Source organism: Pseudomonas sp. BN411 (genome assembly GCF_029871235.1).
In the GTDB taxonomy this organism is placed as follows: Bacteria; Pseudomonadota; Gammaproteobacteria; order Pseudomonadales; family Pseudomonadaceae; genus Metapseudomonas.
In genome coordinates, this window is the sequence record NZ_SSOM01000073.1 from 12,983 (window position 1) to 29,009 (window position 16,027).

Consider the following 16,027-nt stretch of genomic DNA (forward strand, 5'->3'; position numbering starts at 1 on the left):
ATCGTGTACTCCTGCTCAGGGAGAAGCTCCTGGCTGCCATAGTGGGAATCGATGCCATTCTTCACCCTAGGGAAGTTGAGCTGTAGCGCGTTACCAGACATCGATTTCGTAGTCGCCGTGCCTTTGAGGTCAAGCGCCAATAGACCGCCGTATGTCTTTCAAAATTTGGCTAGGCGCTTCGTCCTGGAGCGCCAGCAAGGCAATGCGCAGATTGGGCTGAAGTTGCGCATGGAAATACCAGCGCCCCGCTTCACGCTCTGCATGGCCTCGATAAATCCCGCAGAGGGCCGTCATCAATGTCTGAATGATCATGTGGCTACCGGCGTAGTGAACGAATACTGATCCGCTCGGTTGCTGTCGCACGTCGATAACCTCGCTAAGGATGCGCAACTGTTGGTGCCAAAGCTCTGCGGGCTGCAACTCCATAAAGGCATCAAAGCGCGGTTTTTGCGGTGGTTCGTCCAGCCGATTTTGGTCGTTCATGATTGACTCCGGTCGAAGGTCAGGGCCTTCAATCTGCTGCGACCGTTGCACGGAAAGGAGTCATAAAGGGGGGCAATACGGTTATCAGCCGTTATTCTGTGGCCTTCAATGGTGCTAGAAAGGGAGGTTCGAGCCTTGGATTTACTGACTGAACTGGAAGCCGTCAAAAAGGGACTGGAGGCGGCGCCATCCTCTGGCAAGGCGGCGGACGTCGTCGCCCATCTGGTCAGCGAGACGCTGGATGCGCTTCGGCGTGGCCTGGAGTGTGCTGATTTCGAACGCCGGCAGATTGTTTACGGGTGCCTGCCCACCAGCAAAGCCTCTGAGGCTAATCCCAAAACCTGGGTGCCGCACATCACTCAGCTGCAGCGGGTGTTGGCGGCCCATTCCGAACGGGTCGAATTGCTCCTCATGAATCGTGGCGGACGCGGCAACACGGGTACCTATCGTCTTCAGTTGGTGACGTCCGCAGGTGAGGAAGATGTCGCGCCAGCAAACGCAGAAGCGGCTGCTTTCGTGTCGATCCGTTACGTCCGTTCGTCAATCAACGGCATCAAACCGTTTTTTCTCGTCCGTCCCTTCCTCAATAAGGAGCTCAAGAACCGCAGTTGGCGCGGCTTGGTGTTCTTGCTGGGCTTCGTCCTACTCGGGGCACTGGTCACGGGGGTGGTACCGATACTGCTCTTGCTGGCACTGGTGTATGGCACCGCCACGATCGAGTTGAAGCAGATCGTCAGCCTGGCCTTGCTGTTCGTCGTTTCCTGGGGGGTATGGCGGCAGGTGTATCGTCCCTTTTTCCAATTGATCGACGACCGTGTGGTGAAGGCACCCGCCTGGGTCATTGGCTTGATGGAAGATCCGTGCGAGTTAGAAATGCATCGGCAAGAAGATGGGCAATGGACACGGCTGGTTCGCTTCCAGGCCGAGTGTTCGCTGTGTGGAGGGGCTGTTGAGCTCCGGCCCGGCACGCCAGATCACCGCTACCCGCTGGTGGGGCGTTGTGGCAATAGCCCGCATGCCCACGTCTATTCCTTTGACCGCATGTTGCTGTGCGGCTCCTACATCGGCCCGCCGCTGGCATGGGAGGCGAATCAGTGAGCCGTCCCGAAATCATGGAGCTGCTTGGCCAGGCAAAGATCCTGGCGCAGCGCTACCGAGCGCTAACTAAGAAGCCCCTGGGCATAACCGGCGAAGTGGCCGAGTTTGAAGTTGCCCGCCTGTTGGGCCTGGACCTTACAGAGGCACGCCATGCGGGCTATGACGCCACCGAAGTTCGTGAAGGCGCAACGTGGAGGGTTCAGATCAAAGGTCGCTGTGTCTCATCGCTTCGGGAGGCCAAGGGGCGACTCGGCGCCATATACATAACCAAAGAATTCGACTCCGTGATGCTCGTACTGCTGGACTTTGAGTTTGAAGCACTTGCCATCTATGAGTCTCCCCGGGCCTCTGTTGTGGAGCGACTCAATCGGCCTGGGTCCAAGGCTAGAAACGAACGTTTCTCGCTAGGGATCGCGCAGTTCAAGTCGATAGCGACACTGCGCTGTCTTCGGCCATAGTGTGGCGGCGGCTAACCGAGCCGAGCAAAGCTCCTGAAGGAGTATCGTGTGCCAGACAAGCGAAGGTGCACATGTACCCTGGTGGGAGGTTCTCGATGAAGATCACAGCTATGGAACAGGCCGAATCGGTCAGTGATGTCCTGTGCGACGTTTGTGGTGCTAGCACGCGTGTTGAAGGGTATGGATTGCAATTTGGCACTCTTCGCGCCAGTTGGGGGTATGGCTCGACCCATGACGGCGAGCGCTATGAAGTCCATCTGTGCGAGCCCTGTTTTTTCGGGACGCTTTCAGGCCTCAGACGTGAGCGCATGGTGAACTTCATGTTCAGTGATGAGGACCAAGACCTCAGCGATTTTGGGCGCGTTGCTCGCGATGATCTGTTCAAAGACGGCGGCAACTCCTGATCTCGATGTTGGTCACAGTTGTAGGTGCCTCTCCAATTCGCAGACCCATGGCGATCCAGATAGGCGAGCGTCTGAATGCGCGACAGACTTTATTCTTTAGCTGTTCCCTGGTTTCTACGATTTCGAGGGGGCGCGACAGACTTTAGATGCACACTATCGTATAGGCGGGCTCACGGGGCACTAGGGCTGGCGACGGCAAAGGTGCGACGGACTTTATTCTCTAAGATCAACGGCGCCTCAGGGCGCCGTTCGTGTCTTCGGGAACAGCAGGCGGAAGGTGGTGAGCCCCTCCGGCTCGCTGCCGGCCTCCACCTTGCCGCCATGCAGGCTCATGATCGAACGCACGATGGCCAACCCGAGGCCGGTTCCGCCATCGGCCCGTGCGCGGCTGGCGTCCACCCGGTAGAAGCGTTCGAACAGGTGGGGCAGGTGTCGGGATGGAATGCCCGCTCCGGGGTTCTCCACCGCCAGTGCGAAGTTATCCACAAGCGCTTCGATGCGCAGCCGCACCAGGCTGCGGGGCGGACTGTGGCGGATGGCATTGGACAGCAGGTTGGAGATCGCCCGCTGGATCATCAGGCGGTCACCAAGTGGCGCGCCGTCTCCGCTGATTTCCAGGGCGATGAGTTTCTCCTCCGCCGCCAGGGCGAACAGGTCCACCACCCGCCGCGCTTCAGCCTGCAGGCTGATGCGCTCGAACCTGACCAGTGCCGCGGGGTGGCTGACCTGGGCCAGGAACAGCATGTCGGTCACGATGCGCGAGACCCGCTCCAGTTCCTCGGTGCAGGACTCCAGCACGGCCTTGTACTCGTCCGGCTGGCGTTCCCGTGACAGCGTCACCTGCGCCTTGCCCATCAGGTTGCTGATGGGGGAGCGCAGTTCGTGGGCAAGATCGTCGGAGAACTGCGCGAGCTGCTGCACGCCGCCGTCCAGGCGATGCAGCATGACGTTGATGCCCTGGGCCAGGTCATGCAGTTCCCGCGGCAGCTGGTCCACGGGGATGCGGTGGGTGAGGTCCTGGGCGGAAACCTTGGCCGCCACCCGGCGGAATTGCGCCAGGGGCGCCAGCCCGCGCTGCACCACGAAGTGCGCACCGAGACCGATCAGCAGCAGCACGAAGGGCAGGGCCACCAGGGTGGATTTGACGTAGGCGGCGAGCAGGGAAAGGTCGCTGCGTCGGTCGAGCGAGAGGAACACGCGCACCCTGTCGCCATCCGGCAGGGTCATCTCGCGGTAGGCGCTGAGGGTACGATCGCCATCCCCGTCTTCCGTGGCCTGGAAGCGGGTATCGGCATCGGCGGGAATGTCAGCCAGGCGCCGTTCCAGGACATGGCGGCCAAGACTGAGCAGTGCCGGCCCGCCCACCTCGTTGGCGAAGATGGTCAGCTGAAGGTCGTCATGGCCCTTCACCTGGTCGCCGAGGATATGCGGGCGCAGGTTTTCGGCGCGGGTGCTCAGGTCCAGCGCCAGGCTGTGTTCGATCTGCGCCAGCTTGGCCTCCAGTTCGCGCCGGGCGAGGTTGTCCAGTTCGTGGGTGAGAACCAGGTAGGCCAGGGCCGCCAGCAGTACCACCAGCGCCGCGCCCATCAGACTTACCCACAGCCCCAGGCGAGCGGACAGGCTGGCCGGTTTCATCCACGGTCCTCCAGTACGTAGCCGACGCCGCGCAGGGTGTGGATAAGTTTTCTGTCGAAGGGATCGTCGATCTTCCCCCGCAAGCGGCGGATCGATACCTCCACCACATTGGTGTCGCAGTCGAAGTTCATGTCCCAGACCATCGAGATGATCTGGGTCCGTGACAGTACTTCCCCGCTGCGCCGCATCAGCAGGTGCAGCAGGGCGAATTCCTTGGTGGTCAGGTCGATGCGCCGAGTGCCGCGAAAGGCCCGGTGGCGGCCCGGGTCGAGTTCCAGGTCTGCCACGCGCAGCACCTCCGGCAACTGGATCTGCTCGCTGCGCCGCAACAGGCTGCGTACCCGCGCCAGCAGTTCGGGAAACTCGAAGGGCTTCACCAGGTAGTCATCGGCGCCCAGGTCGAGGCCGCGAACCTTGTCCGTGAGTCGTCCACGGGCGGTGAGCATCATCACCCGCGTGTTGCCGCACTGGCGGATGTTGGCGAGTACCCCGAAGCCGTCGACCTCCGGGAGGTTCACGTCGAGGATAACCAGGTCATAGGCGTGCTGGAGGGCCAGGTGGATGCCGTCGATGCCATTGTTGGCGCTGTCCACGACATAGCCACTCTCACTCAGGCCCTGATGCAGATATTCGGCAGTCTTGGGTTCGTCCTCGACAATAAGGATTCGCATATCAATTCGTCCTGCAAGTTGTTGCCATGTCCCTGTGGTAATTGTTCATGTGGGCCATGTTCCGATTTGAAGTTAAAACTTCGCCACAACTGACAGGGTGGCGAGCTGGTCGGGAGGCTAAACCCTGTAGCAGCTCAAGGGTCAATGCCTGGGCGTTGATCCACGGGGCTTGCAGGCGTGCAAACTGCATCGTGGGTACTTCGGTTGGCAGTTGTGAGGTGTGGATAAGTTGTTTCATTTTGCTACGGAAGTTATCGCCAGACATCCGAAGCGGAAGTAATGCTAATACAGGCGAAACACCAATATTCGCCAATTACATATTTGTAATTTTGTAGTCACCTTGCGGATAAGCGCGAATAACTAAAGTCCTCTCGAATATCGAATAGCCCCAGACATCTCAGTGTGTCGTGCAGCTTCCGGGTTGCATGGCGGGGCGCCCTTTCGAGTTGCAGAGGACCTTCCCATTGCACGGATCACTCTTTCGCGAACGCTGGCGAGCTGCCCTGTTCGGCGCCCTGGCGCTGTTCAGCGGCCCACTGCTGGCGTCCAGCCCCGCCAACCTCGACTTCTCGCGTGCGCTGGACGCTGCTTACCGCAACAACCCGGATCTGGCCGCTATCGGCTGGAACATTGGCATCGCCGAAGGGGAACGCCGCCAGGCCGGGGTTATCCCCAACCCGGAGCTGTCCTGGGATGCCGAAGACACCCGCAGCGATACCCGCACCACCACCGTTCAGATCAGCCAGCCCATCGAGCTTGGTGGCAAGCGTGGGGCGCGGATCGAGGTGGCGGAGCGCGGTCAGGACATCGCTGCCCTGGAGCTGGAGCAGAAGCGCAATAGCCTGCGTGCCGACACCATCGTTGCGTTCCACGGTGCATTGCGCACCCAGATGCGAGTGGAGTTGGCGGAAGAATCCCTGCGCCTGGCCGAGCGCGGTCTGTCGGTGGCCGAGGCGCGGATTCGCGCGGGAAAGGCTGCACCGGTGGAAGCCTTGCGTGCCGATGTGCAGCGCTCCGAGATGCGCCTTGAACTGGGCCGAGCCCATGCTGAGCGCGAAGCGGCGTACCAACAGCTGGCGATGGTGATGGGTGAGGCGCAGCCCAGCTTCAGCCGTGTACAGGGCGAACTCGATGCGTTGCCGACGCTACCTGCTGCCGCCATCCTCTTCGGGCGACTGGACGAGACCGCCGAACTGCGCCTGGCCGCCCGCCAGATTGGGCAGCAGGAGGCATCGCTGGCGCTCGAGAAGGCCAACCGCATCCCCGACCTCAGTATCAGCGTCGGTAGCCAGTACAGCGCGGAAGACCGCGAGCGCGTCAACCTGGTGGGGCTGTCCATGCCCATTCCGCTGTTCGACCGCAACCAGGGCAACGTCCTCGCGGCGGCTCGGCGTGCCGATCAGGCGCGGGACCTGCGCAATGCCACGGAACTCCGCCTGCGCAGCGAAACCCGCCAGGCGCTGGAGCAGTGGAGCAGCGCGACGGCGGATATCCGCGCGTTCGAGCAATCCATTCTGCCGGCGGCACAGCGAGCAGTGGACTCCGCCACGCGCGGCTTCCAAATGGGCAAGTTCGCCTTCCTCGACGTGCTCGACGCCCAGCGCACCCTGATCGAATCCCGCGGCCGCTACCTCCAGGCCGTCGCCGAAGCTACCGATGCCTGGGCTGCCCTGGTGCGCCTCTATGGCGATCTCTCCAACCCGGTCGGGGCCTGAATTCCGTGGCCGCCAACGGCCGCGCGTTGCGCTACTCGGCCTACCTGCTGGCCTTGCTCACGGGCGCCGGCTTGCTCGCCGGCGTCATCCCGGCGCAGTCCGGCCACTGGTGCCGCCACGACCTGTATCGCGTTCTGCGCATTTCCCTCTCCTGGCCTGAACGGCAGCCCTGACGGCGTGCCCTGCGGGCCGGGAGACGTATCAACCGAGGAACATCCATGGACAAGAAACGAGGCATCGCCCTGGCCCTGCTGCTGGCCTTCGGCTTGGGGATCGGCACCCTGCTCCTTACTGACCGCGCCGGCCAGCCGGTGGCGAGCGAGAACGGTCACACCGACGACGGCGAGCACGCCGAGGAGGGGGGTGGCCACGCCGAGGAGGGCCGTCTGGAGCTCAGCACGGCACAGATCGAGGCCGCGGGTATCGAGCTGGCCCGTGCGGCACCCCGCACCCTGAGCAAGCGCATTTCCCTGGCCGGTGAGATCCGTCTGGACGACGACCGCACGGCCCACATCTTTCCCCGCGCCGGCGGCGTCGTGGAGTCGGTGCAGGTGAGCCTGGGCCAGGCCGTGAAGAAGGGTGAGCTGTTGGCGGTGATTGCCAGCCAGCAGGTGTCCGACCAGCGCAGCGAACTGGCTGCCGCCGAACGCCGTGCCAAGCTGGCGCGGACCACCCTGGAACGCGAGCAACAACTCTGGCGCGACGGCGTCTCCGCCGAGCAGGACTACCTGCAGGCACGCCAGGCCCTTGAAGAAGCGGAGATCGCCCTGGGCAACGCGCGCCAGAAGATGAGTGCCCTGAGCGGTAGCGTCACCCTGGCCGGCGGCAACCGCTATGAGCTGCGCGCACCCTTCGATGCCGTAGTGGTGGAGAAGCATCTGGTGCCGGGTGAGGTGGTCGGTGACGCGACCAACGCCTTCATCCTCTCCGACCTCTCGCGGGTCTGGGCCACCTTCAACGTTTCGCCCAAGGACCTGCGCCTGGTGCAGGTCGGCCGGTCCGTGCGGATCAGCGCGCCGGAGCTGGGCGCAGAAGTCAGCGGCTCAGTGGCTTACGTCGGCAACCTGCTGGGGGAGCAGACCCGTAGCGCCACCGCCCGCGCCACCCTGGAGAACCCCGAAGGCGCCTGGCGCCCCGGCCTGTTCGTCTCCGTGCTGCTGGCCACCGAATCCCGCGACGTGAAGGTCACGGTTCCCCAGCAGGCGATTCAGACCCTCGAGGACAAGCCCGTGGTGTTCGTCCGTGTACCTGGCGGCTTCCTGGTGCAGGAAGTGGGCCTGGGTGAGCGAGACGAAGGCCACGTGGAAATCACCGGGGGCCTGGCCGCCGGCACCGAATTGGCAGTCGCCGGCAGCTTCATCCTCAAGTCCGAGCTGGGCAAGGCCAGCGCCGAGCACGCCCACTGACGAGTAGCCACCATGTTCGAACGCATCATCCAATTCGCCATCGAGCAGCGCCTCATCGTGCTGCTGGCCGTCCTGGCCATGGCCGGGCTGGGAATCGCCAGCTACCAGAAGCTGCCCATCGACGCGGTGCCCGACATCACCAACGTCCAGGTCCAGATCAACACCTCGGCGGCTGGCTTCTCGCCGCTTGAGACCGAGCAACGCATCACCTTCCCCATCGAAACCGCGATGGCCGGTCTGCCGCACCTCAAGCAGACCCGCTCGCTGTCGCGCTCCGGGCTATCCCAGGTCACCGTCACCTTCGAAGACGGCACCGACCTCTATTTCGCCCGCCAACTGGTCAACGAGCGTCTGCAGCAGGCGCGCGGGCAATTGCCGGAAGGCGCCGAGGCGATGATGGGGCCAATCTCCACCGGGCTCGGCGAGATCTTCCTGTGGACGGTGGAAGCCGAGGAGGGCGCGCGCAAGGAAGATGGCAGCCCCTACAGCCCCACCGACCTGCGGGTGATCCAGGACTGGATCATCAAGCCGCAGCTGCGCACAGTGCCCGGGGTAGCCGAGATCAACACCATCGGCGGCTTCGCCAGGGAGTTCCAGATCGCCCCGGAGCCCAAGCGCCTGGCGGCCTACAGCCTGACCCTGACCGACCTCGTCACCGCCCTGCAGCGCAACAACGCCAACGTTGGCGCCGGTTACATCGAGCGCAACGGCGAGCAGCTGCTGATCCGTGCACCCGGCCAGTTGGAGGGCACTGCCGACATCGCCAATATCGTGGTCGCCAACCGCAGCGGTGCGCCGATCCGCGTGCGCGACATCGCTAGCGTGGATATCGGCCGTGAGCTGCGCAGCGGTGCCGCTACCGAGAATGGCCGCGAAGTGGTGCTGGGCACGGTGTTCATGCTCATCGGCGAGAACAGCCGCAGCGTCTCGCAGGCGGTGGCCAGGCGCCTGGAAGAGATCAACCGCGGCCTGCCCAAGGGCGTGGTGGCGGTGCCGGTCTACGACCGCACCCACCTGGTGGACAAGGCCATTGCCACGGTGAAGAAGAACCTGGTGGAAGGCGCCATCCTGGTGATCGCGGTGCTCTTCCTGTTCCTCGGCAACATCCGGGCGGCGCTGATCACCGCCATGGTCATCCCGCTATCGATGCTCTTCACCTTCAGCGGCATGTTCGCCAACAAGGTCAGCGCCAACCTGATGAGCCTGGGCGCGCTGGACTTCGGCATCATCGTCGACGGCGCGGTGGTCATCGTCGAGAACGCCATCCGCCGCCTGGCTCACGCCCAGCGCCACCACGGCCGTCTGTTGACCCGCAGCGAGCGGCTGCACGAAGTGTTCGCGGCCTCGAAGGAAGCGCGCCGCGCCCTGGTGTTCGGGCAACTGATCATCATGGTGGTGTACCTGCCGATCTTCGCCCTCACTGGCGTCGAAGGGAAAATGTTCCACCCCATGGCCTTCACCGTGGTCATCGCCCTGCTGGGCGCCATGATCCTCTCGGTGACTTTCGTGCCCGCGGCCATCGCCCTGTTCATCACCGGCAAGGTGCGCGAAGAGGAGAACGCGGTGATGCGCGCGGCGTGGCGTGGCTACGCACCAGTGCTGGACTGGGTGATGCGTCGGCGCAACCTGGCCTTCGCCCTGGCCACCGGCGCGGTGTTGGTCTCCAGTGTGCTGGCCAGCCGCATGGGCAGCGAATTCGTGCCGAGCCTGAGCGAAGGCGACTTTGCCCTGCAGGCGCTGCGCGTACCCGGCACCAGCCTGTCGCAGTCCCTGGACATGCAGCAGCGCCTGGAGCGCGCCATCGTCGAACAGGTGCCGGAAGTGCAGAGGGTATTCGCCCGCACCGGCACTGCGGAGATTGCCTCCGACCCCATGCCGCCGAACATCTCCGACAGTTACGTGATGCTCAAGCCGAAGGAGCAATGGCCTGATCCGGGCAAGTCGAGGGAGGCGCTGATCGAAGACATCCAGCGTGCCAGCGCGACGGTACCGGGCAGCAACTACGAGCTGTCGCAGCCGATCCAGCTGCGCTTCAACGAGCTGATCTCCGGCGTGCGCAGCGATGTGGCGGTGAAGGTCTTCGGCGACGACATGGCCGTACTCAACGCCACCGCCGCGAAGATCGCCGCCACCCTGCAGGAGGTGGAGGGCGCCTCCGAGGTGAAGGTGGAGCAGACCACCGGCCTGCCGGTGCTTACCATCAACATCGACCGTGACAAGGCCGCGCGCTACGGGCTCAACGTCGGCGACGTGCAGGACACGGTCGCGGTGGCGGTAGGTGGTCGCCAGGCCGGAACCCTGTTCGAGGGTGACCGCCGCTTCGACATGGTGGTGCGCCTCTCCGATGAGTTGCGTACCGATATCGAAGGGCTGTCGCGCCTGCTGGTACCGGTGCCGGCCAGTGGTGGTTCTGAGCGCATCGCCTTCATTCCGCTGTCCGACGTTGCCAGCCTGGATCTGGTGCTGGGCCCGAACCAGGTCAGTCGCGAGAACGGCAAGCGCCTGGTGGTGGTGAGCGCCAACGTGCGGGGGCGCGACATCGGCTCTTTCGTCGGTGAGGCGGAAGAGCGCATCCAGGCCCAGGTGGAGGTGCCGGCCGGTTACTGGACCAGCTGGGGCGGCCAGTTCGAGCAGCTGCAGTCCGCCGCCAAGCGCCTGCAGGTGGTGGTGCCGGTGGCGCTGATGCTGGTATTCGCGCTGCTCTTCATGATGTTCAACAACCTCAAGGATGGCCTGCTGGTGTTCACCGGCATTCCCTTCGCCCTCACCGGCGGGGTGTTGGCGCTGTGGCTGCGGGACATTCCGTTGTCCATCTCCGCCGGCGTGGGGTTCATTGCCCTGTCCGGGGTGGCGGTGCTCAATGGCCTGGTGATGATCGCGTTCATCCGCAACCTGCGTGAGCAGGGCAAGCCGCTGGCCGTGGCTGTGACCGAAGGCGCGCTGACCCGCCTGCGTCCGGTACTGATGACCGCCCTGGTGGCATCGCTCGGCTTCGTGCCCATGGCGCTGGCCACGGGGACCGGCGCCGAGGTCCAGCGCCCGTTGGCCACCGTGGTGATCGGCGGCATCCTCTCTTCCACGGCACTGACGCTGCTGGTGCTGCCTGCCCTCTACTTCCGCGCTCACCAGAAGGATGAGCAGGAAGACGCCGCAGCCTGACCCTCAAGGCCCCTCGCGCAATGTGAGGGGCTTCTCTTCATTCCATAACCCGAACCCCGTAGGAGCGAGCTCTGCTCGCGAAGCAGAGGTGCGTCATGCGTGCCGGTGGTCGAGCGTTGTGCGGTACCGATCCCGCAATCGGTGCGCACAGTGTTCAGTCGGGGGACATGGGTAACGCATTTACGCTGGCGGCAGCGTTCGAGGATGGGGATCGACCACGATTCGAGCACAAGGCGCACCCTACGATTGAGCAAGCGCCGGATTCATTAGCCAATAAAAAAGGCGCCCACATGGGGCGCCCAGGGTTCACCTCGACCAATAGGAGCGTGGAGCTTTTGAAGGTGAACGGTCTTGCCGGGGGAAATCAGTCTTCCTTGGAGTCGTTCTGCGCGCTGAGCTGTTGGGCATCGGCCTTGTTCTCGGAGGCCTTGTCACTGTCGCGGGCGAAGAACTGCTTGCCCTTGAGTTCGGCCTGGCTGGCGCGGAATTCCTTCACCATCTGCTGGGAGCGGTCGTAGCCGTCTTCGGCCAGCGCGGCGGTGGAGCCCAGACTGAAGAGGGTAATCAGGAAAAGTTTGCGTACGTTCATGAAGTTCGCCTCGTTTCGATTCATTCGGAGTCCTGCAACTACCCCTGAATCTTAAAAAGGCGGAACTAACGACAAGGTGAGGCGAACATTACATTTGTGACAGAAAGGGCGAGCGAAGTTGGTGGACTTCGCTCGCCCTTGAATGACGTCAGAGAACGTCCAGCGGGTATTCGACGATCAGGCGAACTTCATCGAGATCGGACTCGAAGTCCGTGGCGCGGGTGGTCATCTGGCGCACGCGGAAGGACATGTCCTTCAACGAGCCGGTCTGCACCACGTACTTCGCCTCGATGTTGCGCTCCCAACGCTTCTGATCCACCAGCGGGTCACCATTGGCGTCACGGCGCATGTAGGTGGCATTGGCGTTGGAGTAGTCGGCATCGCTGCCTCGGGCATAGCGGGTCATGAAGGACAGACCGGGAATGCCGAAGCTGGCCATGTCCAGGTCGTAGCGGAGCATCCAGGAACGTTCCTTGGGCGAGTTGAAGTCGCTGTACTGGATGGAGTTGTCGAGGAAGATCGAGTCGGACTGGCGCAGGTAGTCGAAGTCGTCGTCGCCGGCGTTGCGCTGGTACGACAGGGCCAGGCTGTGGGCGCCATGGCGGACGCCGACTTTGCCGCTGTAGATATCGTTGTCGAACTCGCCCAGCAGTTTCTGACCCTGGTCCACGGCCTTGTAGTAATTCAGGCCGCCGAACAGGGTCAGCTCGCCGGCCAGCGGGTACTCGCCGTAGAGACCGGCGTAATGCTGGTTCCAGGCGTCTTCCAGGCGGCTGCTGTAGAGACTGACGGAGAGGTTGTCGCTGACCCGGTAGTCGCCGCCGAAATACGCCACCCAGGGCGAGTCCACCGTGCCGGCATAGAAGGTGGCGAAGTCGCCGCGCATGCCGCTCTGCTGCGGCTGGCTCATGGCGTGCAGGCGTCCGCCCTGGAGTTTCAGGCCGTCGAGGCTGGAATTCTCCAGGGTCACCCCACGGAAGGTTTCCGGCAGCAGGCGGGAGTCGCCGTAGTGCACCACCGGGGTGGTGGGGAATACGTCGCCGGCTTTGATCACGGTGTCGAACAGACGCACCTTGAGCGCGCCACCCAGCTTGGAGTACTCGTCCTCGGCTTCGCCTTGGCTGTTGACCGGCAGCAGGTTCACGCTCCCGCCCGGGCCGTGGCGGCCGTCGCCCGTATCCAGCTTGAGGCCGAGCATGGCGAAGGCATCGATACCGAAGCCCACTGTGCCCTGGGTGAAGCCGGATTCGAAGCGGCCGATGATGCCGTGTGCCCAGGCATCGCTGTAGCCGTTGTCGCTCGGGCTGGACTGGCCATGACGGAAGTCGCGGTTCATGTAGAAGTTGCGGTTGAGGATCGACAGGCTGCTGCCTTCGATGAACCCTTCCGCGGACTCCTCGGCCGCATTCAGTGTGGCGCCGGAAGCCAGCGAGCAAAGTATCGCGATGGACAAGCGGGTTCTTTTATTGCGCATTGATTGCTCCTCTCATATCGGCAGTTATTGGTTTTCTAGTTGCCAGGAATTGTTGTTATGGGGCCGTGTTTCGAGAGGCAATTGCGCATCTCCCGGAACTAGCCGGCGCTTATCGTTGCAAGCGGGAGATAACTTGGAGATGAGTCGCTGATTACAATTCTGTAATCAATGAACGTGTGAATAACCGTGATGTTCCAGTGCGCGCCGGGAAACAGGTTGAGCGATTGCCATGGACGGGGGGTCGAATGCCATGAATGCCCGGAAAGTGCGTATTGAAGCCGCTTGCGGACCGCTCAATTGAGGGGGACTATCAAATCGATAGCCTGACAACTGTACAGGGTGGTCTACCTTTCCAGTGTTCTTGGAAAAGGAGGAGTTCCCATGCTTGCGCAACTTCCACCGGTCCTGCGCGATCTGAAGCTGCCCCTACGCCTGCAGCTTTGGGATGGCAAGGAAATCGATCTCGGCCCCAACCCGACCGTGACCATGACGGTGAAGGACCCTAGCGCGGTCTCCCTATTGAACCGCCCTAGCCTCGGAACACTGGGAACCGCCTATGTGGAAGGGCGTGTGGAACTGACCGGGCCGATCCTGGAGGTGATCCGGGTTGGCGATGCCCTCAGCGAGGCGCTGGTCGATGACGACGACGATTCGGCACCGCTGCGCCAGTCCCACGACAAGGCCACTGACGCGGCGGCGATTTCCTACCACTACGACCTTTCCAACGACTTCTACGCCCTCTGGCTGGACCGCGAGATGGTCTACTCCTGTGCCTATTTCCCCACCGGCACCGAGGATCTGGACAGCGCTCAGCAGGCCAAGCTGCATCATCTTTGTCGCAAGCTGCGCCTGAAGCCGGGCGAATACCTGCTGGACGTGGGCTGTGGCTGGGGCGGCCTGGCGCGGTTCGCGGCTCGCGAGTACGGCGTCCGGGTTTTTGGCATCACCTTGAGCGGCGAACAGCTGGCCCTTGGCCGGGAACGGGTCAAGGCCGACGGGCTGGAAGGGCAGGTGGAGCTGGAGCTGCTGGATTACCGTGACCTGCCCCAGGACGGCCGCTTCGACAAAGTGGTGAGTGTCGGCATGCTCGAACACGTCGGCCACGCCAATTTGCCGGTCTATTGCCAGCGTCTGTTCGGCGCGGTGCGTGACGGCGGGCTGGTGATGAACCACGGCATCACCTCACGGCACCCGGATGGTCGTCCGGTGGGGCGTGGCGCTGGCGAATTCATCGACCGCTATGTCTTCCCCCACGGCGAGCTGCCTCACCTGGCCACCATGGTCACCGAGCTGAGCAAGGCCGGCATGGAAGTGGTGGATGTGGAAAGCCTGCGCCTGCACTACGCGCGCACCTTGGAGTTCTGGAGCGCCAATCTGGAAGCCAATCTGGGCAAGGCTGCCAAGCTGGTTCCGGAGCAGGCCCTGCGAATCTGGCGGCTGTACCTGGCAGGTTGTTCCCATGCCTTCCAGAAGGGCTGGATCAATCTGCACCAGATTCTCGCCACCAAGCCCCGCGCGGATGGCTCCCATGAGTTGCCGTGGAGTCGGGCAGACCTCTACGTCCGATAACGCCAGGCATATTCGGCAACGGCGTCGTGTGCGTGGAGGCTTTCTGCGTGCACGACCCGTAGCCTGAACCCCTCCAGCCAGTCCTGCTTCTGTAAGGCATTGCCCAGGCGCCTGGCGGCGTCCTCGCAGAACATCAGGTTCTGGCCGTTGGCCAGGGCGAAGGCCTGCTCGTCCGCCCGTTTCACCGCCGTCTGCACCGCTGTACCCAGCCTCTGCTCGGCCAGTTCGACCAGGCGGAGCAGGGGGAGGCTCTCTTTCGTAGCCAGGCGCACCCAGAAGGTGGCGGTGCTGCGTTGGCTATGGGGCGTGGCGACTATGCCCTGGCTGCTGCCCAGCCAGGTGAGCACCTGTTCCCGTGGCAAATGCTGGTCAGGGAAGTCCTCGGCGAAGCGCTGCTGGATCAGCTGGCGGGCAAGCGCTGCCGAGCAAGGGCAGGTGGAGGAATAGGCCAATTGCAATTGAAGTTCCACGTGGAACCCCCATCGATCCTGGCGTGCACGGACCTCGAATGGATAAGCCTTCCATCCGGCCAGCGGGCTCACCAGGGCTGGCCGCTGCAGCAAGGCCTCGCCGCGTACGTTCAGGCTGGCGCTGGCGGACAGTCCCTGGTGGCTATCGAGGAAGCGCTTCAGCACCCGGCGCAGCAGGGTGCCGGAAAGCTCCTCCCGTTCCAGTTCCTCCAATGCCAGGTAGAGACGCGACATATGGATGCCACGGGCACTGGCGTCATCCAGGCTGACGCCAGCGTCGACCTGCGTGGCGATACGCTGTCCCGCCAGAACCACGGGTTGGGCAATGCCGCACATGCCGACCCAGTCCAGGGGCAGGGCGAGGGTCGAGGTCTGCGCGGCGATATCCGGAAGGGAGATGGCGTTCATTGGTCGGGCTCTTGAAATCGGCAGTAAGTGTTATGTTATAACAAATTAAGCCTGAGAAGATCACCACCATGCCAGACACTCTGCTCAACCGCGAAGAACTCCTAGCTCTGCCTGCCGAGGACTACATGAACGAAGCACAAAGGGCGTTTTTCCGCGACCTCCTGGAGCGCCAGCGTGAAGAGCTACGCCAGCGCATCGACACCGAGTTCGGTGCCCTGCGCGAAGTGGAGCCGGTCAGCGATGAGAGTGATCTCGCCAGCCGGGAGGAACAGCGCCTGTGGCAGCTCCGGCTGCTGGAGCGGGAGAAGCGCCTGCTGGACAAGATCGACGAATCCCTGAATCGCCTCGCCAGTGGCGAGTACGGCTGGTGCGAAGAAAGCGGCGAGCCCATCGGTCTGCGCCGCCTGCTTCTGCGGCCCACCGCGACCCTTTGCCTGGAAGCCAAGCAGCGTCAGGAACAACAGGAACGCCACCAGCGCCAAATCTGA

Annotated in this window: 15 protein-coding genes; 9 read left to right on the forward strand and 6 right to left on the reverse strand. The window is 63.2% G+C overall.

Features of this window, described 5'->3' with window-relative positions; all coding sequences use genetic code 11:
- Positions 1–129: 129 nt before the first annotated feature.
- Positions 130–483: a hypothetical protein gene (locus E8F06_RS18100; protein WP_280369758.1), complete on the reverse strand. Its 354-nt coding sequence runs from the start codon at positions 481–483 to the stop codon at positions 130–132.
- 135 nt (positions 484–618) lie between these two features.
- On the opposite strand from E8F06_RS18100, the gene E8F06_RS18105 reads away from it, so the two are divergent.
- The 3 genes from E8F06_RS18105 (at position 619) to E8F06_RS18115 (ending at position 2,443) form a co-directional block, all read left to right on the forward strand.
- Complete coding sequence (locus tag E8F06_RS18105; protein ID WP_280369760.1) at positions 619–1,581, forward strand: hypothetical protein; 963 nt, start codon at positions 619–621, stop codon at positions 1,579–1,581.
- Positions 1,578–2,039: a hypothetical protein gene (locus E8F06_RS18110; RefSeq protein WP_280369762.1), complete on the forward strand. Its 462-nt coding sequence runs from the start codon at positions 1,578–1,580 to the stop codon at positions 2,037–2,039. Before E8F06_RS18105 ends, E8F06_RS18110 begins: the two co-directional genes overlap by 4 nt.
- A 95-nt stretch (positions 2,040–2,134) precedes the next feature.
- Complete coding sequence (locus E8F06_RS18115) at positions 2,135–2,443, forward strand: hypothetical protein (RefSeq protein ID WP_280369764.1); 309 nt, start codon at positions 2,135–2,137, stop codon at positions 2,441–2,443.
- Positions 2,444–2,680: 237 nt separating this feature from the next.
- Here the strand turns inward: E8F06_RS18115 and E8F06_RS18120 are convergent, their stop codons facing one another.
- Positions 2,681–4,078: a heavy metal sensor histidine kinase gene (locus E8F06_RS18120; protein WP_280369766.1), complete on the reverse strand. Its 1,398-nt coding sequence runs from the start codon at positions 4,076–4,078 to the stop codon at positions 2,681–2,683.
- A complete protein-coding gene (locus E8F06_RS18125) occupies positions 4,075–4,749 on the reverse strand; it encodes a heavy metal response regulator transcription factor (protein WP_280369768.1) in 675 nt (224 codons plus the stop codon). Before E8F06_RS18125 ends, E8F06_RS18120 begins: the two co-directional genes overlap by 4 nt.
- Before the next feature lie 515 nt (positions 4,750–5,264).
- Here E8F06_RS18125 and E8F06_RS18130 point away from each other — a divergent pair.
- Genes E8F06_RS18130 through E8F06_RS18145 form a run of 4 tightly spaced genes read left to right on the forward strand, consistent with a single transcriptional unit; the run spans position 5,265 to position 11,029 of the window.
- Positions 5,265–6,464: a TolC family protein gene (locus E8F06_RS18130; RefSeq protein ID WP_280370608.1), complete on the forward strand. Its 1,200-nt coding sequence runs from the start codon at positions 5,265–5,267 to the stop codon at positions 6,462–6,464.
- A 5-nt stretch (positions 6,465–6,469) separates the two neighbouring features.
- Entirely contained in the window at positions 6,470–6,637 is a 168-nt protein-coding gene (locus E8F06_RS18135) for a hypothetical protein (RefSeq protein WP_280369770.1), read from the forward strand.
- 45 nt (positions 6,638–6,682) lie between these two features.
- Positions 6,683–7,870, forward strand: coding sequence for an efflux RND transporter periplasmic adaptor subunit (locus E8F06_RS18140; protein WP_280369771.1), 1,188 nt, complete (start codon positions 6,683–6,685; stop codon positions 7,868–7,870).
- A gap of 12 nt (positions 7,871–7,882) precedes the next feature.
- Positions 7,883–11,029 carry a CusA/CzcA family heavy metal efflux RND transporter gene (locus E8F06_RS18145; protein ID WP_280369773.1) on the forward strand — a complete coding sequence of 1,049 codons (3,147 nt, stop codon included), beginning with the start codon at positions 7,883–7,885 and terminating at the stop codon, positions 11,027–11,029.
- Between the two features lie 364 nt (positions 11,030–11,393).
- Here the strand turns inward: E8F06_RS18145 and E8F06_RS18150 are convergent, their stop codons facing one another.
- Complete coding sequence (locus E8F06_RS18150) at positions 11,394–11,618, reverse strand: hypothetical protein (protein WP_280369775.1); 225 nt, start codon at positions 11,616–11,618, stop codon at positions 11,394–11,396.
- Positions 11,619–11,766: 148 nt separating this feature from the next.
- Entirely contained in the window at positions 11,767–13,092 is a 1,326-nt protein-coding gene (locus E8F06_RS18155) for an OprD family porin (protein WP_280369776.1), read from the reverse strand.
- 381 nt (positions 13,093–13,473) lie between these two features.
- On the opposite strand from E8F06_RS18155, the gene cfaB reads away from it, so the two are divergent.
- Positions 13,474–14,661, forward strand: a complete 1,188-nt coding sequence (cfaB, locus tag E8F06_RS18160) for a C17 cyclopropane fatty acid synthase CfaB (protein ID WP_280369778.1) — start codon at positions 13,474–13,476, stop codon at positions 14,659–14,661.
- On the opposite strand, the gene folE2 is transcribed toward cfaB, so the two are convergent.
- The gene (folE2, locus tag E8F06_RS18165; RefSeq protein WP_280369780.1) at positions 14,649–15,539 is read right to left on the reverse strand and encodes a GTP cyclohydrolase FolE2; all 891 of its coding nucleotides are present in this window, start codon (positions 15,537–15,539) and stop codon (positions 14,649–14,651) included. The two genes, cfaB and folE2, sit on opposite strands and share 13 nt — an antisense overlap.
- A gap of 68 nt (positions 15,540–15,607) precedes the next feature.
- Between folE2 and dksA the strand changes: the two genes are divergently transcribed.
- The gene (gene dksA / locus E8F06_RS18170; RefSeq protein WP_280369782.1) at positions 15,608–16,027 is read left to right on the forward strand and encodes an RNA polymerase-binding protein DksA; all 420 of its coding nucleotides are present in this window, start codon (positions 15,608–15,610) and stop codon (positions 16,025–16,027) included.

Coding starts and splice junctions, on each gene's coding strand:
- E8F06_RS18100 (WP_280369758.1), bottom strand. CDS start 483: ATGAACGACCAAAATCGGCTGGACGAACCACCGCAAAAACCGCGCTTT.
- E8F06_RS18115 (WP_280369764.1), top strand. CDS start 2,135: ATGAAGATCACAGCTATGGAACAGGCCGAATCGGTCAGTGATGTCCTG.
- E8F06_RS18120 (WP_280369766.1), bottom strand. CDS start 4,078: ATGAAACCGGCCAGCCTGTCCGCTCGCCTGGGGCTGTGGGTAAGTCTG.
- E8F06_RS18125 (WP_280369768.1), bottom strand. CDS start 4,749: ATGCGAATCCTTATTGTCGAGGACGAACCCAAGACTGCCGAATATCTG.
- E8F06_RS18140 (WP_280369771.1), top strand. CDS start 6,683: ATGGACAAGAAACGAGGCATCGCCCTGGCCCTGCTGCTGGCCTTCGGC.
- E8F06_RS18145 (WP_280369773.1), top strand. CDS start 7,883: ATGTTCGAACGCATCATCCAATTCGCCATCGAGCAGCGCCTCATCGTG.
- E8F06_RS18150 (WP_280369775.1), bottom strand. CDS start 11,618: ATGAACGTACGCAAACTTTTCCTGATTACCCTCTTCAGTCTGGGCTCC.
- E8F06_RS18155 (WP_280369776.1), bottom strand. CDS start 13,092: ATGCGCAATAAAAGAACCCGCTTGTCCATCGCGATACTTTGCTCGCTG.
- cfaB (WP_280369778.1), top strand. CDS start 13,474: ATGCTTGCGCAACTTCCACCGGTCCTGCGCGATCTGAAGCTGCCCCTA.
- folE2 (WP_280369780.1), bottom strand. CDS start 15,539: ATGAACGCCATCTCCCTTCCGGATATCGCCGCGCAGACCTCGACCCTC.
- dksA (WP_280369782.1), top strand. CDS start 15,608: ATGCCAGACACTCTGCTCAACCGCGAAGAACTCCTAGCTCTGCCTGCC.